We start from the raw sequence: 17,680 nt of genomic DNA, 5'->3' as shown, positions 1-17,680 counted from the left end.
CGCTGGAGGCGCGATGATCCGGCTGGAGCTCGCGGGCATGCATACGCGGTTGCACTCGACGTTGTGCGGCTCGTGCCCGCAGGGCCCGACGGGCTGCTGCGCCAGCCCGCCGGGGGTCGAGTGGTCGGACATCGGGCGAATCGTCTCGCTCGGCGGCGCTGGCTGGCTGCTCGAGCAGATGGCCGCGGGCACCCTGCGCCCGGGCCAGCGCGGCCTGCTCATCCTGCGGGTCGAGCCCCAGGGCAGCGATGGCGGAGCGCTCCCCAAGAGGTGCGCTTTCCACGGTCATGAGGGCTGCACCATCCCCCCCGAGCGGCGCGCGGCGACGTGCAACTACTATGTTTGCGATGACGCCTTCGCGCACGGGGGCGAGCCACGCGGCGCCCCTGAAGCGCTGGCCGGCCGCAAGGCGCATGACGCGCTCGTGGATCTCTACGGAAGCTGGGATCTCGAGCTCGCCGCCCGCATACGCGAGCGCTGGCCCGACGGGCCTCCGTGGAACCTCGATTTCCTCGACTGGCTCGGTCGAGAAGTCCGCCGCCTCGCCTCCAGGGCAGCGCCCTCCATGCGTGTCCTCAGGCCCGGCACCTGAAGTATCCCCTCGAATTTTTCGGGGGAATTCACAGGGAGACGGGGAGATCTAGAGCGGTTTTCAGCTGAGCCTGGTACGAGCGTCGCAGAGCGGCGGTCACCCGCACAGGAGACGGGTCCAGATCGGCGTTTTCGGCGCGGAAGCGCACTCCAGTGCGCTGAGCACCGAAAACGTCGAGATGGGCCCGTATCCGAAGCGGGTGATCGCCGCGCTAATTGGAGGGTATCGTGCTGACGTCCTGACGCCGGAGCGCGACGGTGCGCTCGACGACGTCCGACGCGGAGAGCTGCAGGAAGATCGACACGTCGACCCAACCGGCCCTGGACACCACGACGACCTGCATCCCTTGAGGCAGCTCGACGCTGAGGGGCGTCTTGCCGAGCATGGTCCCGTTCCAGCTCACGTTCGCGTCCGCGGGCTCGCTCTTGATCGTGACCTTGGCCTTCATCGGGCCCGGTTCGAGCGCCGTCGCAGCCGTGGACACGGCAGCAGGCTGCTCCGACGCGACGGGCTCCACCGAGCGCTCGCGGAACATCACGAAGGCCCCCGCGGCGAGCAACGCGACCACCCCGAGCACAGAGGCGAGATACCCACGCTGCCGCCAGGACGAGGCGCGCCCCACCGTCGCGCCCAGGCTGCCGGGATCGACGGCCGGGGGCTCGTGATGAGGGTGGGCGGGGAGGCTGTGGCTGTGATCGCTGAGGAGGGGTAGACCGGCCGCGGTCGCGGAGGGCCACATCGAGCGGTTCATCCCCATGACCATCGAGGCGCGGGGGAACTCTCCGACCATCGAGGCGCGCTGGATGTCGCCCGCGACGTCCAGCGAGCTCAGGTACTCGAACTGCGCGGTGACCTGCTGGCGCACGAGCGCCCTGCTCTCCGCGAACATCTCGAGCACGTGCGCGCCGAGCTGCTCCGTGCGGACGTCCTCGCCCGAGCCCCGCAGGTAACTCTCCAGCGCGTCGCCCATCTCCTGCGCGGTGGCGAACCGTCGATCGGGATCCCGCTGGAGGGCCCTCGCCACGATCTCATCGAGCGCCGGGTCGATGTCCGGCACGACGGTGGAGAGCCGCGGGATGTCCCGCGTGAGCAGCTGGTGCATCACGGCGACGTGGTCGCCATCGAACAGCCGCCGCATCGCCAGGAGCTCCCAGAGCACGATGCCGATGGCGAAGATATCGGCCCGCCGATCGACGTCGGCGCTCGCCATCGCCTGCTCGGGCGCGGCGTACGCCATCTTGCCCTTGAAGGTTCCGCTCTCGGTGTGCGCCGCGTTGAGGGCCGCCTTCGCGACGCCGAAATCGACGATCTTCACGGCTCCGTCGTACGTGACGAAGATGTTGTGGGGCGAGACGTCGCGGTGCACGATGCCGAGCAGACCGCCATCGAAGTCCGCGAGCTCATGCGCGTAGTGCAACCCGCGCAGCGCCTCGGCGATGATCCTGACCCACGCCCCCCGCGTGAAGCTCGCGGCGCCAGGACAGCCGCTCACCACCGCCCTCACGACGTCCTTGAGCGGCTGGCCCTCGAGGTACTCCATCACGATGAAGTACCCGCCGCTCTCGCCCCCGATCTCGTACGTCTGAACGACGTTGGGGTGATTGAGCCGGGCCGAGAGCTTGGCCTCGTCCAGGAACATCAGGACGTAGCGCGGGTCATCCGCCATCCCGACGCGGAGACACTTCACAACAACGAGCTTGTTGAACGACCCGGGCCCGCGGGAGACGGCCAGAAACACATCCGCCATCCCACCACGACCCAATTTTGCAATCAGGCGGTATCGACCAAGCAAGCTATTGCTCGCTTGCTGGGTCGAAGAGATGGTTTGGCCGCCTGAATTCACGACATCCCCCGCTATAAGAGCTTAATTAGCCCGTTGACCTGGAGTTTGCAAAGACTTTTACGCCTGGAAACAATCCGCGCCCCCTGTAGACGCGTGCCGCGTTGCTCCATCGCCTGACCAGCCATCATGGTGTCTTGGCGCAGCGCTCCATCGCCGGATTGCTGCGCTAGGACACCCCCTCCCGGGCCGCAGATGTCATGGTCCTAACGAAATGGACCCCCGATCGAACCGGCACGCACGTGACCACACACACCGGGTGCTCCTGTCGGCACACCCGGTGTTCCGCCACCGCTCCATTGTACACCAGGTGCTTCAGGAGCGGTGGAACTGGATGCGTGTCGCAGGTCGATCCTCGAGACCCTGCTCGGGGTCGCACGAAACCAGCGGAGCACAGGCCCGCTGGCACGAGAAGGGACCAATCAGTAATGGCGCATACATGTTCGGCGTCGAGGCGACGGCTCCTGGGCCGACCGGACGACCTCGGCTTCCCTGCGGAGCCGGGGGCCCCGCAGGGATCGACGTCCGCCCTGCGCGGAGCTCTCTACCAGGCTGTCCTGGTCGTTCTGTGGAGGAGAGCTACCAAGGGTCCTGCGCCCAGAACCTGCGCACGACATCGAGCGTGGCGTCGAGCTGCTCGAAGTGCGGGAGACCCAGCGTGGGCGCGATGCGGGCGGCCTCCACGCGGGCGTTCTGCTGCGTGAGCTCGGCGAGGCGGTCGAAGCGCGAATGCGGGTCACGGTCGTGGAGGATCAGCGTGGCGACGGGCAGGCGCGCATAGAGGCGCTCGAGAGCGTCGCCCGTGAACAGGGCACCGGCGATGAACGCGAGGGGGGCCCGGTGGGCAAAAGGCTCCTTCGACGCGCGGATGGCATAGTCAACGAGGCCTGGATCCGGCGCGCCGACGAAGCTCTTCTTCAGGAACCAGCGAATGCTGGGCGGCGCGGCCAGCACGCGAAAGAGCGCCTCGGCGGCGTAGGGGACGCGCGAGACAGCCCGGAGGAGGGCGCTCGCGCCGGGAGGCTCACGGCCGAGCCCCGTCGGGGAGATGAGCACGAGGCTGTGAACGATGCTCATCTCCTCGCAGGCGACGGCGGCGGCGAACTCCGAGGAGAGGGAGAGCGCGATGACGTCGGCGCCGCCCGGCGCGCGGACCACGTCCGTGAGGAAGCGACGCAGCGCGGCGCGGTAGAGCTCGCGATCGTACACGCGGTCCGCTCGCTCCGAGAGGCCGAAGCCGGGAAGATCGAGCGCGTAGACCGGCCGCTCGCCGCGGAGCGCATCGAACAGGGGCGCCATCTCCCTGGACGAGGCGGCCGCGTCGACCCCGTGCACGAGCACCACGGGGCGCCCCGCAGCGCGGGCGTCCACGTAATAGGCGAGGCGCCCCGCGCTCCACGTGTCGACGTGCCGTACCTCCGCGTCGAGCGCAGGGGCGAGGGGCGCGCGCTCCGCGGGGCGGAGCGCGCTCGGCACGAGCCGATCGACGAGCCCATCGAGGCTCATCGCGCGTGCGCTCATCACGTCTCCCCCGGCGGCAGCATCCCCTCGTTGTCCGCGCGCTCGAGGTCGGCGATGCTCGGATTCCTCGGCGCCGGACGCGACTTGACGCCGCCGTCGCCGGGCCTCGCCTCCTGGCCCGCGTCGCTGCGCTTCTCGCGCTCTCGACGCTCTGCTTGACCAGCGATCTCCTGCGCTGCGCGCACCAGCCGGTCCAAACGATCCACCTCCAGCTGATGGCGAGATCCATCGGGACCACCGTGCCGATCCTCGAAACGGTGGTGCCCAGCGTCAGCGCGGCCATGAGACACCGTGCGATCAGGTCGAACTGTCATGCTCAGCTCCTTCCGCACGAGGTCAAAGCACGGAGCGTGCCCCCGCGGACCGCGGCCCCAGCAGCGCTCGTCGCGCCAACACCGGGCTGAACAGGCGCCAAGACGCCTCGAATGTGACCATTTGCCTCGGTCACCCTCGTCATGCCCTGATGGGAGGCCGCGATTTCCAGGCTCCGGACGTCAGCCGGCGACTTCGAGCTTCCGGCCGGCCGGCTTGTTGATGTCGGCGAAGAAGTCGTTGCCCTTGTCGTCCACCACGATGAAGGCGGGGAAATCCTCGACCTCGATCTTCCAGACCGCCTCCATGCCGAGCTCGGGGTACTCGAGCACCTCGACCTTCTTGATGCAGTCCTTCGCGAGGCGCGCGGCCGGACCGCCGATCGAGCCCAGGTAGAAGCCGCCGTGCTTCTTGCACGCCGCGGTGACGGCGGGCGAGCGGTTGCCCTTCGCGAGCATGACGTAGCTGCCGCCGTTCGCCTGGAAGAGGTCGACGTACGCGTCCATCCGGCCGGCCGTGGTCGGGCCGAACGAGCCGGAGGCGTAGCCCGCGGGCGTCTTCGCGGGCCCGGCGTAGTAGACCATGAACTCCTGCAGGTAGCTCGGCATGCCGTCGCCGCGATCGAGGCGCTCCTTGATCTTCGCGTGCGCGATGTCCCGCGCGACGATCATCGGGCCGCTCAGCGAGAGCCGCGTGCGGATGGGGTACTTCGAGAGCTCCGCGCGGATCTCGCTCATGGGACGGCGGAGGTCGAGCTTCACGACCTCGCCCTCGAGATCCGCGTCGGTTGTGTCGGGCAGGTACTTCGCAGGATCGGCCTCGAGCTGCTCGAGGAAGATGCCCTCGCGCGTGATCTTGCCGAGCGCCTGGCGATCCGCAGAGCACGAGACGGCGATGCCGACAGGGCACGAGGCGCCGTGGCGCGGCAGGCGGATGACCCGGACGTCGTGGCAGAAGTACTTGCCCCCGAACTGCGCCCCGATCCCCGTTCGCTGCGCGAGCTCGAGCACCTTCTGCTCGAGCTCGCGGTCGCGGAAGCCGCGGCCGCGCGCGTTGCCGTCGGCCGGGAGCGTGTCGAGATAGCGCGCCGAGGCGAGCTTCGCGACCTTGAGCGTGTACTCGGCCGACGTGCCGCCGACGACGATGGCGAGGTGGTACGGCGGGCACGCCGCGGTGCCGAGCGCGCGGATCTTCGCCTCGACGAAGGAGAGCAGGCTCTCCGGGTTCAGGAGCGCCTTGGTCTCCTGGTAAAGATAGCTCTTGTTCGCGGAGCCCCCGCCCTTCGCCATGAACAGGAGCTTGTAGGCGTCGCCGTCCGTCGCGAAGATCTCGATCTGCGCAGGGAGGTTGTCGTTCGTGTTGACCTCCCGGTACATGTCGAGCGGCGCGAGCTGCGAATAGCGCAGGTTCTGCGCGCGGTAGGTCTCGAAGACGCCGCGCGCGATCGCCGCCTCGTCGCCGCCGCCCGTGAAGACGAGCTGGCCCTTCTTGCCCATGACGACGGCCGTGCCGGTGTCCTGGCACGACGGGAGCACGCCCCCCGCGGCGATGCTCGCGTTCTTGAGGAGCTCGAGGGCGACGAAGCGATCGTTCGAGGAGGCCTCGGGATCGCCGAGGATCCGCGCGAGCTGCGCGAGGTGACCGGGCCGGAGGAGGTGGGCGATGTCGCGCATCGCCTCGCGCGCGAGCAGGGTGAGCCCCTCCGGCTCGACCTTGAGGAACGTCGAGCCGGCGGCCTCGAAGGTCGAGACATGGTCACGGCTGACGAGGCGGTACGGGGTCTCGTCATGGCCGAGGGGGAGCATGTCCTGGTACTGGAAATCGGTCATCGTTCGGGTCTCCGGGGAAGCAGAGAGGAAGAGAGGAAGAGAGGAAGAGGGGCAGAGCGGCAGAGCGGCAGAGAGGCTGCGGGTCCCTCCCTTCTTTGCATGGCTCCCGCCCCGGGCTCAACACCCACCCAGTGCCGGCCGTCACGCGGGGAGCGCGCGCTCGACGTCGCCGAGGACGGCCGAGATCGACCGCAGGAGCGGCTCCCGGGCGCTCCGCAGGAAGAAGTGTCCGCCGGGGAACATCTCGACCCGGAAGGCCCCGCGCGTGTGATGGCGCCAGCCTTCGAGCTCGGCGCGGCCCGCGCGCTCGTCGTCGAGGCCCCCGAACGCGGAGATCGGACACTCGAGCGGGGCCCCAGGGACGAACGGCTCGACCTCGTTGACCGCGAAATCCGCGCGCAGGACAGGCAGGAAGAGCGCCAGGAGCTCCGGGTCGCGCAGCACCTCGTCGGGCGTGCCCCCCATGCGGCGGATCCGCTCCAGGAACTCGGGCTCGGGCAGGCCGTGGAGCGGATCCGAGCCGCGAACGTGAGGCGGGCGCCGGCCGGACACGAAGAGGTGGCGCGGCAGCGGCGCTCCCCGGCGGCGGAGCTCGCGCGCGAGCTCGAAGCAGACGAGCGCGCCGAGGCTGTGGCCATACAGCGCGAACGGCTTCGTGAGCCATGGATCGAGCGCGGTGGCGAGGGCCTGGACGAGCGGCGTGAGGCGCTCGAACGGCGGCTCGCTCATGCGCGCCTCCCGGCCGGGGAGCTTGAGCGCGCAGAGCTCGGTGTGCGCGGGGAGCTCGCGCCACCAGGCGCTGTAGATCGACGAGCCGCCGCCCGCGTAGGGCGCACAGAAGAGGCGAAGCCGGGCAGCAGGGTTCGGCCTCGGCACGCCGACCCAGGGGTCGCGGCTCGGGCTGGGGGTCGTCGTCACGGGGCGCTCAGCGTAGCTCGCCCCTCCGGCGCTCGCTCCCTACCATTTGCTGCCCAGGGCGACGCGGATGGTGGCGACCTTCCCCTGATCGAGGCCGAAGCCGAGGTCGTCGTCGAGCGCGACCAGCGCGCCGACGCGGGTGAAAGAGCCCTTCACGAGCGGCTCCCAGCCGACGAACGGCTCGGCCGCGAGCTGGGCCGAGTTGCTCGAGGAGAGAGGGAACGCCGCCTGAAGGCGCATGCCGATGCCAAAGTTCCCGAACGGGCGGAACTCGATCTCGTTTCCCTGCTCGATCACGGTCTTCGTTTCCTCCCCGTCCCGGGTCGGAAAGAAGACCTGACTCGCGAGATCGTGGGTGAAGAACAGGACCTTGCCGACGTTGATCTCGGTCCCGACGCGCGCCCGGAAGGCCCAGTGCGCGAGCAGCACGCGCTGCGCATCGAAGTAAGCCCGCGCGGGGAAGTTCGCCACCGACGCGACCTCGAGCTCCGCGCCCGGGTGCGGGTGGAGCGGGATCGTCAAGCTCATGCCGCCGAAGAGCGCGAGGATGGGAAGGGCGTTGGCAGCGTAGTGGAGGCCGAACGTGGGATTGCCGATGAAGAACTGGCTGTATCCTGCGTTGCTCGTGAACCGCCTGCCGAACAGGTCTGTCGACTGAGGGCCCGAGACGTCGCCGTAGACGAACGGGATCTCCGCGTCGAGGTGGAGACCCGCGAAGAGCTTGTACTGGCCGGCGGCGGTGATGGCGACGCCGAGCCGCGACGACTCCTCGACGGTGGCCTCTTCGCCGGCAGCCGCCGCGATCTCCCGCTGGTAAGACGAGCTGAGGACGTCGATCTCGAAGCCGAACCGGCCTCCCTGGCTCTTCGCCCAACGCTCCTTCGTCTTGTCCGTGACGGGCTGCCGCGGCGCCGCCTCTTGCCCGAGCGCAGGCGCGGCCAGGGAGAGCATGAGGAACAGGGTCCCAAGAGACGCTTTGGTCGTGCTCACCTGGTGTCTCCCATCTCGTTCTCGACTCGTGGGCAGCGCGGGTGATTGACCACCTTGTCGCACCGTCGCCGCGGCGTCGCACGGGAGAGGCCCCCATGACCGCGGCGATCGCCCGGATCAATGCAGCTCCAGCGCGCTGGATGCAAGCGTTTTGACCGTCGCGACCCTGCGACGCTCTGCGTCGGTCCTAGAAAGAGCCCGCGAGCTCGAGAGACGCCGGCGCGATCGTGAGCCTCACCGGAGGAGATGACGCGCGCTCTCCATCGCCGCGCTCCGGGCCTGCGCCAGCGACAGTGAGGTAGATCGAGATGCCGCCGGCGAGCACGGCGGCGCCCGCGAGCAGGTCGGTGGTGAGCGCGAGCGCCTCGCTCCTCGCCCGCGCTCGCTCGACGGCACGGGCGTCGCCGGGATACCGATCGAGCTCCGCGTCGAGGTCCCCGGAAGCGCCGAGCGCGAGGATCCCGGTGGCGGCCGCGCCCGCGGCGAGCGCGCCGGTCGCGAGCCAGGGGAACACGGGCACGCTCCGCTGCTGGCGAGGCGCGCGGTCCATCCGCGGCGCGCCGAGCGGAGCCGGCGCGCCGCCCGCGCCCTCGGCGGGGCCCTGCGGGGCCCGCGCTTCGGGGAGCTCGATCGTGAGCCGAGCGTGATCGCCGCCGGCCACGTCGACGACCCTCAACACGGCCGGGCGGCCCGGCGCCTCGGCGGCGATGCGGCGCCGCCCGGCGCTCATCAGGAGGGGCTCGGGGAGCGGCGTCTTGCCCGCCGGCACACCGTCCACGGAGATCTCGACGTCAGGCGCCGAGGTCGAGATCTCCACCGTCGCGACGCGGCTCCGCAGGACGGCGATGTCCCGCTCCACCTCGGCCCGCCGGCCGCCCGGGATCCGCTCGCCACCGTCGGCGAGGTACCTCTCGAAGGCGCGCAGCGCGCAGGCGTAGTCCTTGAGCTGGTAACACGTACCCGCGATGTTGTAGAGCACCTGATATGCGGGCGCGAGCTCGTAGGCGCGGCGAAACTCGGTGAGCGCAGCGCCATAATCCACCTCGTTGTAGAGCTCGACGCCTCGCCGGAAGCGGGCGTCGGCCTCCTCGGTCTTGTCACCGGCAGGCTGAGCGAACGCGCCGAGCGGGGCGCTGAGCACGATCGCGGCGCAGAGGGCGAGCGCTCTCGGGGTCTTCATCGGGCGTACGGGCTCTCCAGATCGATCCCCCGCTTCGGCTTCTGCTCGGCAGACGGCGGCGCGGGCGCGCTCGACGGCGGCGCGGCGGACGCGGGCGGCGCCGTGGCGACGCTCACCGGGGCGCTCCGACCGACGGCGGCGAGCCTCCCTGGCTGCGCTTGCGGTTCGCTCTTCAAGGCGAGGCTCACGAAGAGATCGTTGCTCGCCGTGACCTTCTCTTCCTGCGCGAGGAAACCCGGCGCCTCCGCGCGGATGACGTGCGCGCGGCCATCCCTGGCGAGGCGGCCCTCGTAAGCGCCGGTCGACATCGGCGAGCCGTCGATGGAGACCTTCGCGCCGACCGGCGAGACGCGGACGACGAGGCGGATGGTCTCTTCCTGCTTCGGAGAGGGCTCCGCCGCCGGCTGCGCGGCGACCTGCGCCTCCTGGTGATCGCTCGCGGCGATCCTCCATGGCTGCGCGCGCAAGACCCCGACGCTCACGGCTCCGCCGATGGCGACGAAGGTGACCGCGATCACGACGATCGCGCGGTTCGGGCGCGCGGGGCGCTCCTTCGCTCCGGTCATGCTGACCGAGGGCAGCATCGAGCTCCCGTCCGAGGAGGCGCTGACCGCCGCAGGCGCGGTCAAGGTCGGCGTCATCGACATCGGACCGGCGCTCAGCTTCGGCAGATCGGGCGTCAGCGTGACCCTCGGATGGCTCCCGGTCCAGCGCACGCCGCGCAGCTGCTCCTCCACGACTTGCTTGATCCGCGCCCGGTCGTCGGCGAACTGGCCGGCGACGATCTCGCCGGCCTCCCGCGCGGACATGCCCCGGTGGCGCTCGCCGAGCCAGCGCTCGAGATCCGCCTGCAGCTCGGCCGCGGAGGCATAACGGTCCTCGAGCGCGGGCGCGAGCGCCTTCTGGCAGATCCGCTCGATCTCGGGGTCGAGCTCGACGCTGGACGCCTCTTCCGCGAGCCTCGGGACCTCTCCGATGGCGAGCCGCCCGAGGATGGCGAGGTCGTTGAAGCCCTTCCACATGCGCCTCCGGGCGATCGCCTCCCAGAGGATCACCCCCACCGAGAAGACGTCGGAGCGCCGGTCGACGCGCTCTCCGCGCGCTTGCTCCGGCGACATGTACGAGACCTTGCCCTTGAGCGTCCCGGTGCGCGTCTCCGTCAGCGAGTCGGCCGCCTTGGCGATACCGAAGTCGACCACCTTGATCACGCCATCATAGGTGACGAAGATGTTCTGCGGGCTCACGTCGCGGTGGACGACGTGGATGGGTGTTCCGTCGAAATCGCGCAGGTTGTGCGCGTAATGGAGCCCGGCCAGCGCGTCGCACAGGACGCGAACCTGGAGCGGGAGCGGCACCTTGTCGTGCCCCATGCGGGAGCGAATGCTGCCGAGCGGCTGGCCGTCGAGGTACTCCATGGCGATGAAGAAGCGCGCTCCCTCGTCGCCGACCTCGTACGTCTGAACGACGTTCGGATGATTCAATCGGGCCGCGAGCCGCGCCTCGTCGAGGAACATGGCCAGGATGTCGGCGTCCTCCACGAGCTCGGGCCGCACCCGCTTCAGCACGACGAGCTTGTTGAATCCCACGGGGCCCTGGGCGACCGCGAGGCAGACGTCGGCCATGCCTCCCCTGCCGATCTCGGCAATCGGGCGATATTTCCGCCAACCATTGGGATCGCTGGGAGCGCTCATTCGACCTGTGCCGGATCGATCCCCAGAGGGAGGCCAGCCCGGCCCGGAGAATGCCCTCGACCTGTTACCTCGGAGCGGCCGCCATGTGACGTTCTCGCGAATGCGATGGCCTGTCAGCGACGGTTTCGCCACGTCCCTGTCGGCCGGACAGCGCGGCCCTGCTTGACAGAGACGATTCCCTTGCCATCGGGTGATTGCAATGAACCACGAGCGCAGCCCCGTCGATTCACCACCTGCCGCCGCCCTCGCGCTGGCCATGGGCGCGCTCGCCACGAGCGCCCTCGCGTGCTCGCTCATCATCGAGCAGCGGGACGTGCAATGCACTTCCGACGCGGACTGCGCGCAGTTCGACGGCGCCATCTGCAATCGCACGGACAGCACCTGCGTCCCCTCGTCGAGCGGCTCAGCCGGCGGCGAGGGCGGCGATCCGCCAGGCGGATGCGCGGCGGCCGACAAGCCGACCGTCGAGATCACCGGGGACATCACGGAGGATTTCACGCTCAGATGTGACAAGAAGTACATCCTCAAGGGCCAGGTGAACGTCTCGGCCGGGGCGACGCTGACCATCGAGAAGGGCACGACCGTCGTCGGCGAGACGAACCCGCAGGTCCCCGCGACGCTCGTTGTGCACCCCGGATCCAAGCTCATCGCCGTGGGCACCCGGGATGAGCCCATCGTGTTCACGAGCAGCAAGGCCCCGGAAGATCGAATGGCCGGCGATTGGGGCGGCGTCATCCTCCTCGGCAACGCGCCGACCAACCACGTGGACGCGAACGGCGCGCGCACCCCGGGCCAGATCGAGGGGTTGACGAACAACGGGCGATACGGGGGCATCGACGAGAACGACTCGAGCGGAACGCTCAAATACGTGCGCATCGAGTACTCCGGCGTGAAGCTCGCGCCGAACAACGAGATCAACGGGCTCACCCTCGGCGGGGTCGGCAGGGGGACGATCATCGATTTCGTCCAGGTGAGGCACGTGTCCGACGACTGCTTCGAGTTCTTCGGGGGCACGGTGAACGCAAAGCACCTCGCCTGCCAGTACAGCGGCGACGACGCCTTCGACTGGGACCAGGGTTATCGCGGGAAGCTCCAGTTCCTCGTGGCGCAGCTGGACCCGAGCGTCGCGGAGGAGACGAACGGGTTCGAGGGGGACAACGACCCGCTCGCGCTCACGCCGGCGCTCGAGCCTCGGAGCGAGCCGACGATCTACAACGCGACGCTCTGCGGGAAGGGCGTGGACGTGGACAAGGAGCAGTACGGCATCCTCCTCCGCCGGTCGACGAAGGCGAACATCGCCAACACGATCGTCACGGGCTTCGAGTCGGGCCTCGACGTGCGCGACCCGGATCCCGAGCAGAACATATCGAGCTCGATCTTCTTCAACCTGGTGAATGACCTCGCCTACGCCGAGACGAGCGACGGGACAGGCATCCTCCAGGACGACGACGGCGGCTTCGATGAGATCGCGTTCCTGCGCGAGCCCGATCGGAAGAATCGGGAGGAGGACCCGGGTATCCAGGGCTGCTTCGACCCGTCCGCGCCCGTGTTCGGTCCCGCGACGCCCCTGACCAAGGACGCGGTCGTGCCGCCGGACGGGTTCTTCGACACGAGCGCCGCGTTCATCGGGGCGTTCAAGGACGCGAGCGACACATGGGCCACCTCGGGGAAGTGGGCCGTGTGGAGCCCGAACTGAAGTATCTCCCCGGGTTGTTCGGGGAGATTCTCGGCTAGCGCGGGCAGCGCTCCAGCCGCCGGGCGAGGTTCCCGCGCTCCACCGACTCCGCGCCGCCCCGCGCGCGCAGCGCGAGCGCGAGCGCGCGCGGGAGATCGAGGGCCGCGCCGCGCGCGCGCATCTCCAGATAGGACCGCTCGTAATCGCGAGGGACCCGCAGCGACCAGTTGTGGTCGCCCACCGTCCCGGGCGTGTTGTAGATCTCCTTCATCCCGAGCAGATCGGCGAAGAACACCATCACGTTCGACGCGGGGCTGGCGAAGAGGTCGGCGAACTTGGCCTGCGCCAGCGCGCGAGGGTCGGACGCGAGCGCGCGCGCCATCGCGCCCTCCTCGGCCGGCGAGGGCGCGAGGCGCGTCGCCAGGTACGCCGCCTGCCGCCCCAGCGCGGAGGCGCGCTCCCAGGTGTCGAGGAGCCTCCAGAGCGGCGGCGTGTCGTGGGTCCCCACCATGATCCAGTCGGCGGGCGCGGCGTTCTCGCTGCGATAGACGTCCTTCGGGTTGTCCAGATCGGCCTTCTGCGTGACCCGGAAGCGCCCCAGCCCGTGCCGATCGAGGACGGCCCCGAGCGGGAACGGGAGCGTGCTCAGGACCTCGCACACGACGTCGGAGATGGCGCGCCCGCGGGCCTCCGCGCAGCGCGCGATCGTGTCGAAAATGACGCTGTAGCGCCCGACCTGCTCCGGAGACAGCGAGGTGACCCAGCCGTCGGCATACCGGGGCACGGCGCGGTTCAGCTGCGCGGGAGAGACGATGGCGTACCGCGCGAGCAACGGGTGCTCCGGCAGGTCGGGCGACGAGAAGAGCCGCGCCCCACCCTGGACGGCGCGGAGCGGATCGGGGGCGTCGGCCGCATAGACCCAGGGGCAGACGAGCCCGTGCGGGTGATCGAGGCGCACCCCGTCGAACTCGTCGAACATCTTGTCCATCCGCGCACGGACGAGCGCGAGCCCGCCGGACGACGCATCCTCGTACTGCGCGGGATCCAGGACAGGGTAGCTCCACACCTGGCCCTCCGGGTTGGTCCGGCTCGGCGGCGCCCCCATGAGATACCCCCTGAGGAAGACCGATTGATAGGCCCAGGCATCCTGAGGCGAGTAGCCTATCTGCAGATCGCCGTAGAGCTTGAGCCCGAGCTCGGCCGTCACCGTCCGGAGCGCCGCGTGCTGCTCGTGCGCGAGGAGCTGGCAGAACGCGTAGAAGCGGAGCTCGTCGCGGTACCGGTCGAGGAGCGCTCTCCTGCGCTCCCCGCACGCGACCACCTCGCCAGGGCCAGGCGCGTAGAGGCGTCGGTCCAGCTCCGGCTCGCCAGACCAGCCGTGAAACCAGCCGCTCCGGTGCTCGGCGCAGAGGGGGCCGTAGAGCCCGTCCCTCTCGAGCCACGCCGCGTTCCGCCGTGTAAAGGCGTCGAGGCGGCGCTCGAGGTCGGCGAGCTCGCCGAGCTCGCCGGGCTCGTCGCGCCTCCGCCGGCCCTCGAACGACGCGTACGCCTCGCGGAGCGCGGCGCGCTGCGCGCGGTAGGCATGGCCGTGGTGCGCGCGAGCCTCGCTGCCAGGAGGCCGCCCGGCGACGATCTCCCGGAGCGACTCGGGGCGGAGGAGCGCGCCAGAGGGGCCGTCCTCGACCAGCCGGGCGAGCGCGATCGACAGCGTGCTCCGCGAGAAGATGGTGCCGTCATACGGAGACGCGTTGTCGGCAGAGGTCTCCCCCTGCGGCCCCAGCTGGACGCCATTGAAGCCGAGATCCCGCGCGAACCGGAGGAATCGGCGCCCCCCGTCGGTATTCGGGGACCCGCGCCCGATGTCCTCCGCGTCGTCCGAGGGAAAGCTCGGATCGTGGATCGCGAGCACGAGGTTGCGGATGCCCAGCAGCCCGAGCGCGGCCTCGACGAGCCCCCGCTCGTCATCGCCCCATCGTGCCTCGGCCGGCGCCGCATCGGCCCTGTCGTTCCCGACGTCCTTCATCGTGGCAAGGTATAGCGATGAACGGATCGGACCGCCAACGCGCAAGGCGAAGAGACCCTCCTGCCTCGGTGATGTGATTACACCGCTGTACGGCAAATCCCGAATGCCGCTGTCAGGCCCCGAGGCGCGTGCCCGCCGCGACTCCCGAGGTCGCGCTCGTGGCCTCCACCATCGGCAGCGTGAAGAAGAACGTGCTGCCCTCGCCCACCTTGCTCTCGACCCAGATCCGCCCGCCGTGCACCTCGACGAGCGCCTTCGCGATCGAGAGGCCGAGCCCGGTGCCCTTGTGGGCCGTCTCCTTCGCCTGCCAGTAGCGCTCGAAGATCCGCGCCCGCTGGTCCTCCGGGATGCCCGGGCCGGTGTCCCGCACCGAGAGGCGCACCTCCCTGCCCCACGGCTCGGCTCGGACGGCGACCTCGCCGCCGGCCGACGTGAACTTGATCGCATTGCCGACGAGGTTGGCGATCACCTGCAGGATCCGCTCGCGATCGCAGAGCGCCCGATCGACGCCGAGCTCGACGCTCTGCTCGAGGCGCAGCGACTTCTCCGCCGCCTCCTCCCGCAGGAGCTCGATGGCGTCGCCGAGCAGGCCAGCGACGTCGTGGGGCACCGGCTGGATCGAGATGTGGCCGCCGTCGAGCTTCGCCAGGTCGAGCAGATCGCGGATGAGGCGGTTCATGCGGTCGGCCGCCTTCTGGATGCGCTCGACAGGGCGCCGCACCTCGACCGCCTCATCCGCGCCCGGCAGCTTCCGGCGCAGGAGGCTCGTGTTCATGACGATGGTGGCGAGCGGGCTCTTGAGATCGTGCGACACCACGGCGACGAGCTCCTCCCGGGCCCGGATCGCCCGCTGCGCGCTCTCGTACAGCCGCGCGTTGTCGATCGCCAGCGCGGCCCTGCGCCCGAGATCCTCGGCGAGCGCCCGGTCCTCCACGCCGTACAGCAGATCGTCGCGGCCGGACGCGATGGTGAGCACGCCGAGCATCGTGCCGCGCGTGACGAGCGGCACGGAGATGTATCGCCGGAGGCCGAGCTCCATGAGGAGCGTCTCGCTGGCCGACACCGGCGGCTCGCTGTCGTACGAGCCGCGCTCGCTCTCCGGGGCGAGGGGCGCGCCCGCGACCTCGCAGAGCGCCGCCTCGCCCGTCGCCAGCACGCGCGCGACGCCGGACGGGAGGACCGAGTCCATCGGCGTCTGGCCCTGCAGGAGGCGCGCGAGCTCGCTCTTCTGGGGATCGGCGTGGACGACGACCGCGCGCCGGAGCATGGCCTCGCGCTCGATGATGTCGACCATGCACCAGTCCGCGACGAACGGGACCGGCAGGCGCGCGACGCGCACCAGCGTCGCCTCGTAATTGAGCGAGCTCGAGAGCAGCCGGCTCGCCTCCGAGAGGAAGGCCGCGCGCCGCTGCGCCGCCTCCGCCGCCGCGCGCCCCGCCTCCGCGGCGGCGAGGTTCCGCACCCGCTCGCGCTCGTTCTCGATCATGCGGGCGTAGAGCAGGCGGTGCACCAGCGCCGTGCGGAAGGTCGCCGTGAGCCGGCGCATCATGCCCCGGTACCGGGGCGCGAACGGGGGCTCGCTCTCGAAGCAGAGGAGGAGGCTGGACGCGCCGCTGTCGCCCTGCCCCTCCAGCGAGAAGTGCCACGTCACGAGCCCGGGCCGCGCGAGCTCGGGGTACGGCAAGGAGAGGCCCGCGCCCGCGCCGTTGGGCTCGCCCGTCGAGGCGGGCGAGCGCGGCGGGATGGGCAGCGCGCGCGAGCTCGCCGACAGGCCGGCGGCGTCGAGGAGCCGCGGGGCCCGCGGGTCCGGCTCGACGAGCACGAGCACGGCGATGCAGCTCAGGCGCTCGGCGAGCCGCTCCAGGAAGACCGCCATCGACTGGTGCGGATCGAAGAGGTCGAGCGCCGCGACCGTGAGCTCCTGGAGGACGCTGAGGAGCGCCAGCCGTTCCTCCTGGATCTCGTGCTCTTCGCCGCTCGGCATGACAGGGCTCCAACCGCTCCCGCGCTCAGGCCCCCAGGGCGAGCACGACAGCGGTCTTGTTGTGAAACTGCGGTACTCCTCGGCCCAGCGTACCGACTTCTCCAAAGGTCAGACATCCCATCACCGGGACGCTCTCGCCGAGCTCGCTCTCGAAGGTGGTCAGCTCGTCGCGCACCGTGTCGCCGAGCATCATGCACCGCGAGATGCAGTCGAACACGAACGCGCCGGCGATGGGCCCGGCCACCGCTTCGCGCGCCGTGGTCGCGGCCTCGCGCGCGGCGCCGACGAGGCCGATGGGGTCGCCCTCCATGACGCGGATGAGGCACCCGTCCGGGACCTCGCCGACGCAGTAGAGCCCCCCCGGCGAGACGACGCGCAGCGGATCGCGGATGACGTGCTCGCCGTCGGCCTGCGGGATGCCGAGCGGGTGGGTCATGGCGAACGTGGCGAAGCCGTCGATGTTCACCTGATCCCCCCTCGCCCGCGCGGTGCGCTGGTAGACCGAGAAGGCGCCCTCGTACTCGAGCTCGGCGAGGACCGTGCCCTCGGCGCGGGTGACCATCGTGGGCGGGCCATACGGCCGGAAGCCGTGGCGGATGCCGGTCGCCATGCGCGCCGGCGAGTCGATCGCGACGACGACCACGCTGTCCGAGAAGGCGCTGCCGCCCGCGAACTGCGCGGTGCGCACGAAGCGGAGGTTGTCGCCCGCGCCGCCGCCGGCCCAGACGACGCCCGTCCCGCCGACCTCGACCGCGCCGCGCACCACGTCGGCCGCGTTGCCCGTGACCGCGTCCGGCAGCACGATGAGCGCGCGGCTCCACCCGGGAGCGACGGACGGCGGAAACTTCTCGAGGGCGCGCGAGGCGGCGAGCACGCCGGCGCGCCGCCCGTCCTGGCTCACCGGCTGCGCGACCCCGACGCCGACACGCACGGTCTCCGAGGCGACAAGCCCCACGACGAGCCCCTGCCGGAGCAGCCGGCTGCCGGCGAAGACCCCTGCAGTGCAGCACCCCGCCCAGGGGACGCCCGGCAGCTGGCTCGTCACGGCCGCGGCGAGCGCGTCGGCGTCGTACTGGTCCGTCGATAAGACGAGGGCGAATGCCGGTCGCACCGCATGCTCGGTGC

13 protein-coding genes are annotated in these 17,680 nt (G+C 70.4%); 2 read left to right on the top strand and 11 right to left on the bottom strand.

The window, feature by feature from the left end:
- Window positions 1-13: 13 nt before the first annotated feature.
- Window positions 14-592 (top strand): hypothetical protein, encoded by a 579-nt coding sequence (locus tag WMF34_RS01965; RefSeq protein ID WP_437992241.1) that lies wholly within the window; start codon window positions 14-16, stop codon window positions 590-592.
- Between the two features lie 211 nt (window positions 593-803).
- On the opposite strand, the gene WMF34_RS01960 is transcribed toward WMF34_RS01965, so the two are convergent.
- The 8 genes from WMF34_RS01960 to WMF34_RS01925 form a co-directional block, all read right to left on the bottom strand.
- On the bottom strand, window positions 804-2,435 hold the full coding sequence (locus WMF34_RS01960; protein ID WP_437992240.1) for a protein kinase domain-containing protein: 1,632 nt from the start codon (window positions 2,433-2,435) through the stop codon (window positions 804-806).
- Window positions 2,436-3,011: 576 nt separating this feature from the next.
- Entirely contained in the window at window positions 3,012-3,938 is a 927-nt protein-coding gene (locus WMF34_RS01955; protein WP_437992239.1) for an alpha/beta fold hydrolase, read from the bottom strand.
- A gap of 14 nt (window positions 3,939-3,952) precedes the next feature.
- Window positions 3,953-4,159 (bottom strand): hypothetical protein, encoded by a 207-nt coding sequence (locus WMF34_RS01950; protein WP_157906384.1) that lies wholly within the window; start codon window positions 4,157-4,159, stop codon window positions 3,953-3,955.
- A 288-nt stretch (window positions 4,160-4,447) separates the two neighbouring features.
- Complete coding sequence (locus WMF34_RS01945; RefSeq protein WP_012232992.1) at window positions 4,448-6,094, bottom strand: fumarate hydratase; 1,647 nt, start codon at window positions 6,092-6,094, stop codon at window positions 4,448-4,450.
- A 141-nt stretch (window positions 6,095-6,235) separates the two neighbouring features.
- Window positions 6,236-7,012, bottom strand: coding sequence for a thioesterase II family protein (locus WMF34_RS01940; RefSeq protein ID WP_437992238.1), 777 nt, complete (start codon window positions 7,010-7,012; stop codon window positions 6,236-6,238).
- 39 nt (window positions 7,013-7,051) lie between these two features.
- Window positions 7,052-8,002, bottom strand: coding sequence for a hypothetical protein (locus tag WMF34_RS01935; protein WP_012232990.1), 951 nt, complete (start codon window positions 8,000-8,002; stop codon window positions 7,052-7,054).
- Window positions 8,003-8,189: 187 nt separating this feature from the next.
- Window positions 8,190-9,182, bottom strand: coding sequence for a hypothetical protein (locus tag WMF34_RS01930; protein WP_437992237.1), 993 nt, complete (start codon window positions 9,180-9,182; stop codon window positions 8,190-8,192).
- Window positions 9,179-10,873: a serine/threonine protein kinase gene (locus WMF34_RS01925; protein WP_437992236.1), complete on the bottom strand. Its 1,695-nt coding sequence runs from the start codon at window positions 10,871-10,873 to the stop codon at window positions 9,179-9,181. The genes WMF34_RS01930 and WMF34_RS01925 overlap by 4 nt, the downstream gene beginning before the upstream one ends.
- 199 nt (window positions 10,874-11,072) lie before the next feature.
- Between WMF34_RS01925 and WMF34_RS01920 the strand changes: the two genes are divergently transcribed.
- Window positions 11,073-12,569: a hypothetical protein gene (locus WMF34_RS01920; RefSeq protein WP_437992235.1), complete on the top strand. Its 1,497-nt coding sequence runs from the start codon at window positions 11,073-11,075 to the stop codon at window positions 12,567-12,569.
- A gap of 34 nt (window positions 12,570-12,603) precedes the next feature.
- Here the strand turns inward: WMF34_RS01920 and WMF34_RS01915 are convergent, their stop codons facing one another.
- From WMF34_RS01915 to WMF34_RS01905, 3 genes are all read right to left on the bottom strand, one after another.
- On the bottom strand, window positions 12,604-14,571 hold the full coding sequence (locus WMF34_RS01915) for a 4-alpha-glucanotransferase (RefSeq protein WP_437992234.1): 1,968 nt from the start codon (window positions 14,569-14,571) through the stop codon (window positions 12,604-12,606).
- A 112-nt stretch (window positions 14,572-14,683) separates the two neighbouring features.
- Window positions 14,684-16,555, bottom strand: a complete 1,872-nt coding sequence (locus WMF34_RS01910) for an ATP-binding protein (protein WP_437992233.1) — start codon at window positions 16,553-16,555, stop codon at window positions 14,684-14,686.
- Window positions 16,556-16,580: 25 nt separating this feature from the next.
- The gene (locus tag WMF34_RS01905) at window positions 16,581-17,666 is read right to left on the bottom strand and encodes an FIST signal transduction protein (RefSeq protein WP_231864652.1); all 1,086 of its coding nucleotides are present in this window, start codon (window positions 17,664-17,666) and stop codon (window positions 16,581-16,583) included.
- Window positions 17,667-17,680: the final 14 nt, after the last annotated feature.

The organism is Sorangium sp. So ce145 (assembly GCF_051525985.1).
Lineage (GTDB): Bacteria > Myxococcota_A > Polyangia > Polyangiales > Polyangiaceae > Sorangium > Sorangium cellulosum_B.
This window is presented reverse-complemented; position numbering and strand designations above follow the sequence as displayed.

What these genes read in the sequence shown, in the direction of transcription:
- WMF34_RS01965 (WP_437992241.1), top strand. Translation starts at nt 14, where the DNA reads ATGATCCGGCTGGAGCTCGCGGGCATGCATACGCGGTTGCACTCGACG.
- WMF34_RS01955 (WP_437992239.1), bottom strand. Translation starts at nt 3,938, where the DNA reads ATGAGCCTCGATGGGCTCGTCGATCGGCTCGTGCCGAGCGCGCTCCGC.
- WMF34_RS01945 (WP_012232992.1), bottom strand. Translation starts at nt 6,094, where the DNA reads ATGACCGATTTCCAGTACCAGGACATGCTCCCCCTCGGCCATGACGAG.
- WMF34_RS01930 (WP_437992237.1), bottom strand. Translation starts at nt 9,182, where the DNA reads ATGAAGACCCCGAGAGCGCTCGCCCTCTGCGCCGCGATCGTGCTCAGC.
- WMF34_RS01925 (WP_437992236.1), bottom strand. Translation starts at nt 10,873, where the DNA reads ATGAGCGCTCCCAGCGATCCCAATGGTTGGCGGAAATATCGCCCGATT.
- WMF34_RS01920 (WP_437992235.1), top strand. Translation starts at nt 11,073, where the DNA reads ATGAACCACGAGCGCAGCCCCGTCGATTCACCACCTGCCGCCGCCCTC.
- WMF34_RS01915 (WP_437992234.1), bottom strand. Translation starts at nt 14,571, where the DNA reads ATGAAGGACGTCGGGAACGACAGGGCCGATGCGGCGCCGGCCGAGGCA.
- WMF34_RS01910 (WP_437992233.1), bottom strand. Translation starts at nt 16,555, where the DNA reads ATGCCGAGCGGCGAAGAGCACGAGATCCAGGAGGAACGGCTGGCGCTC.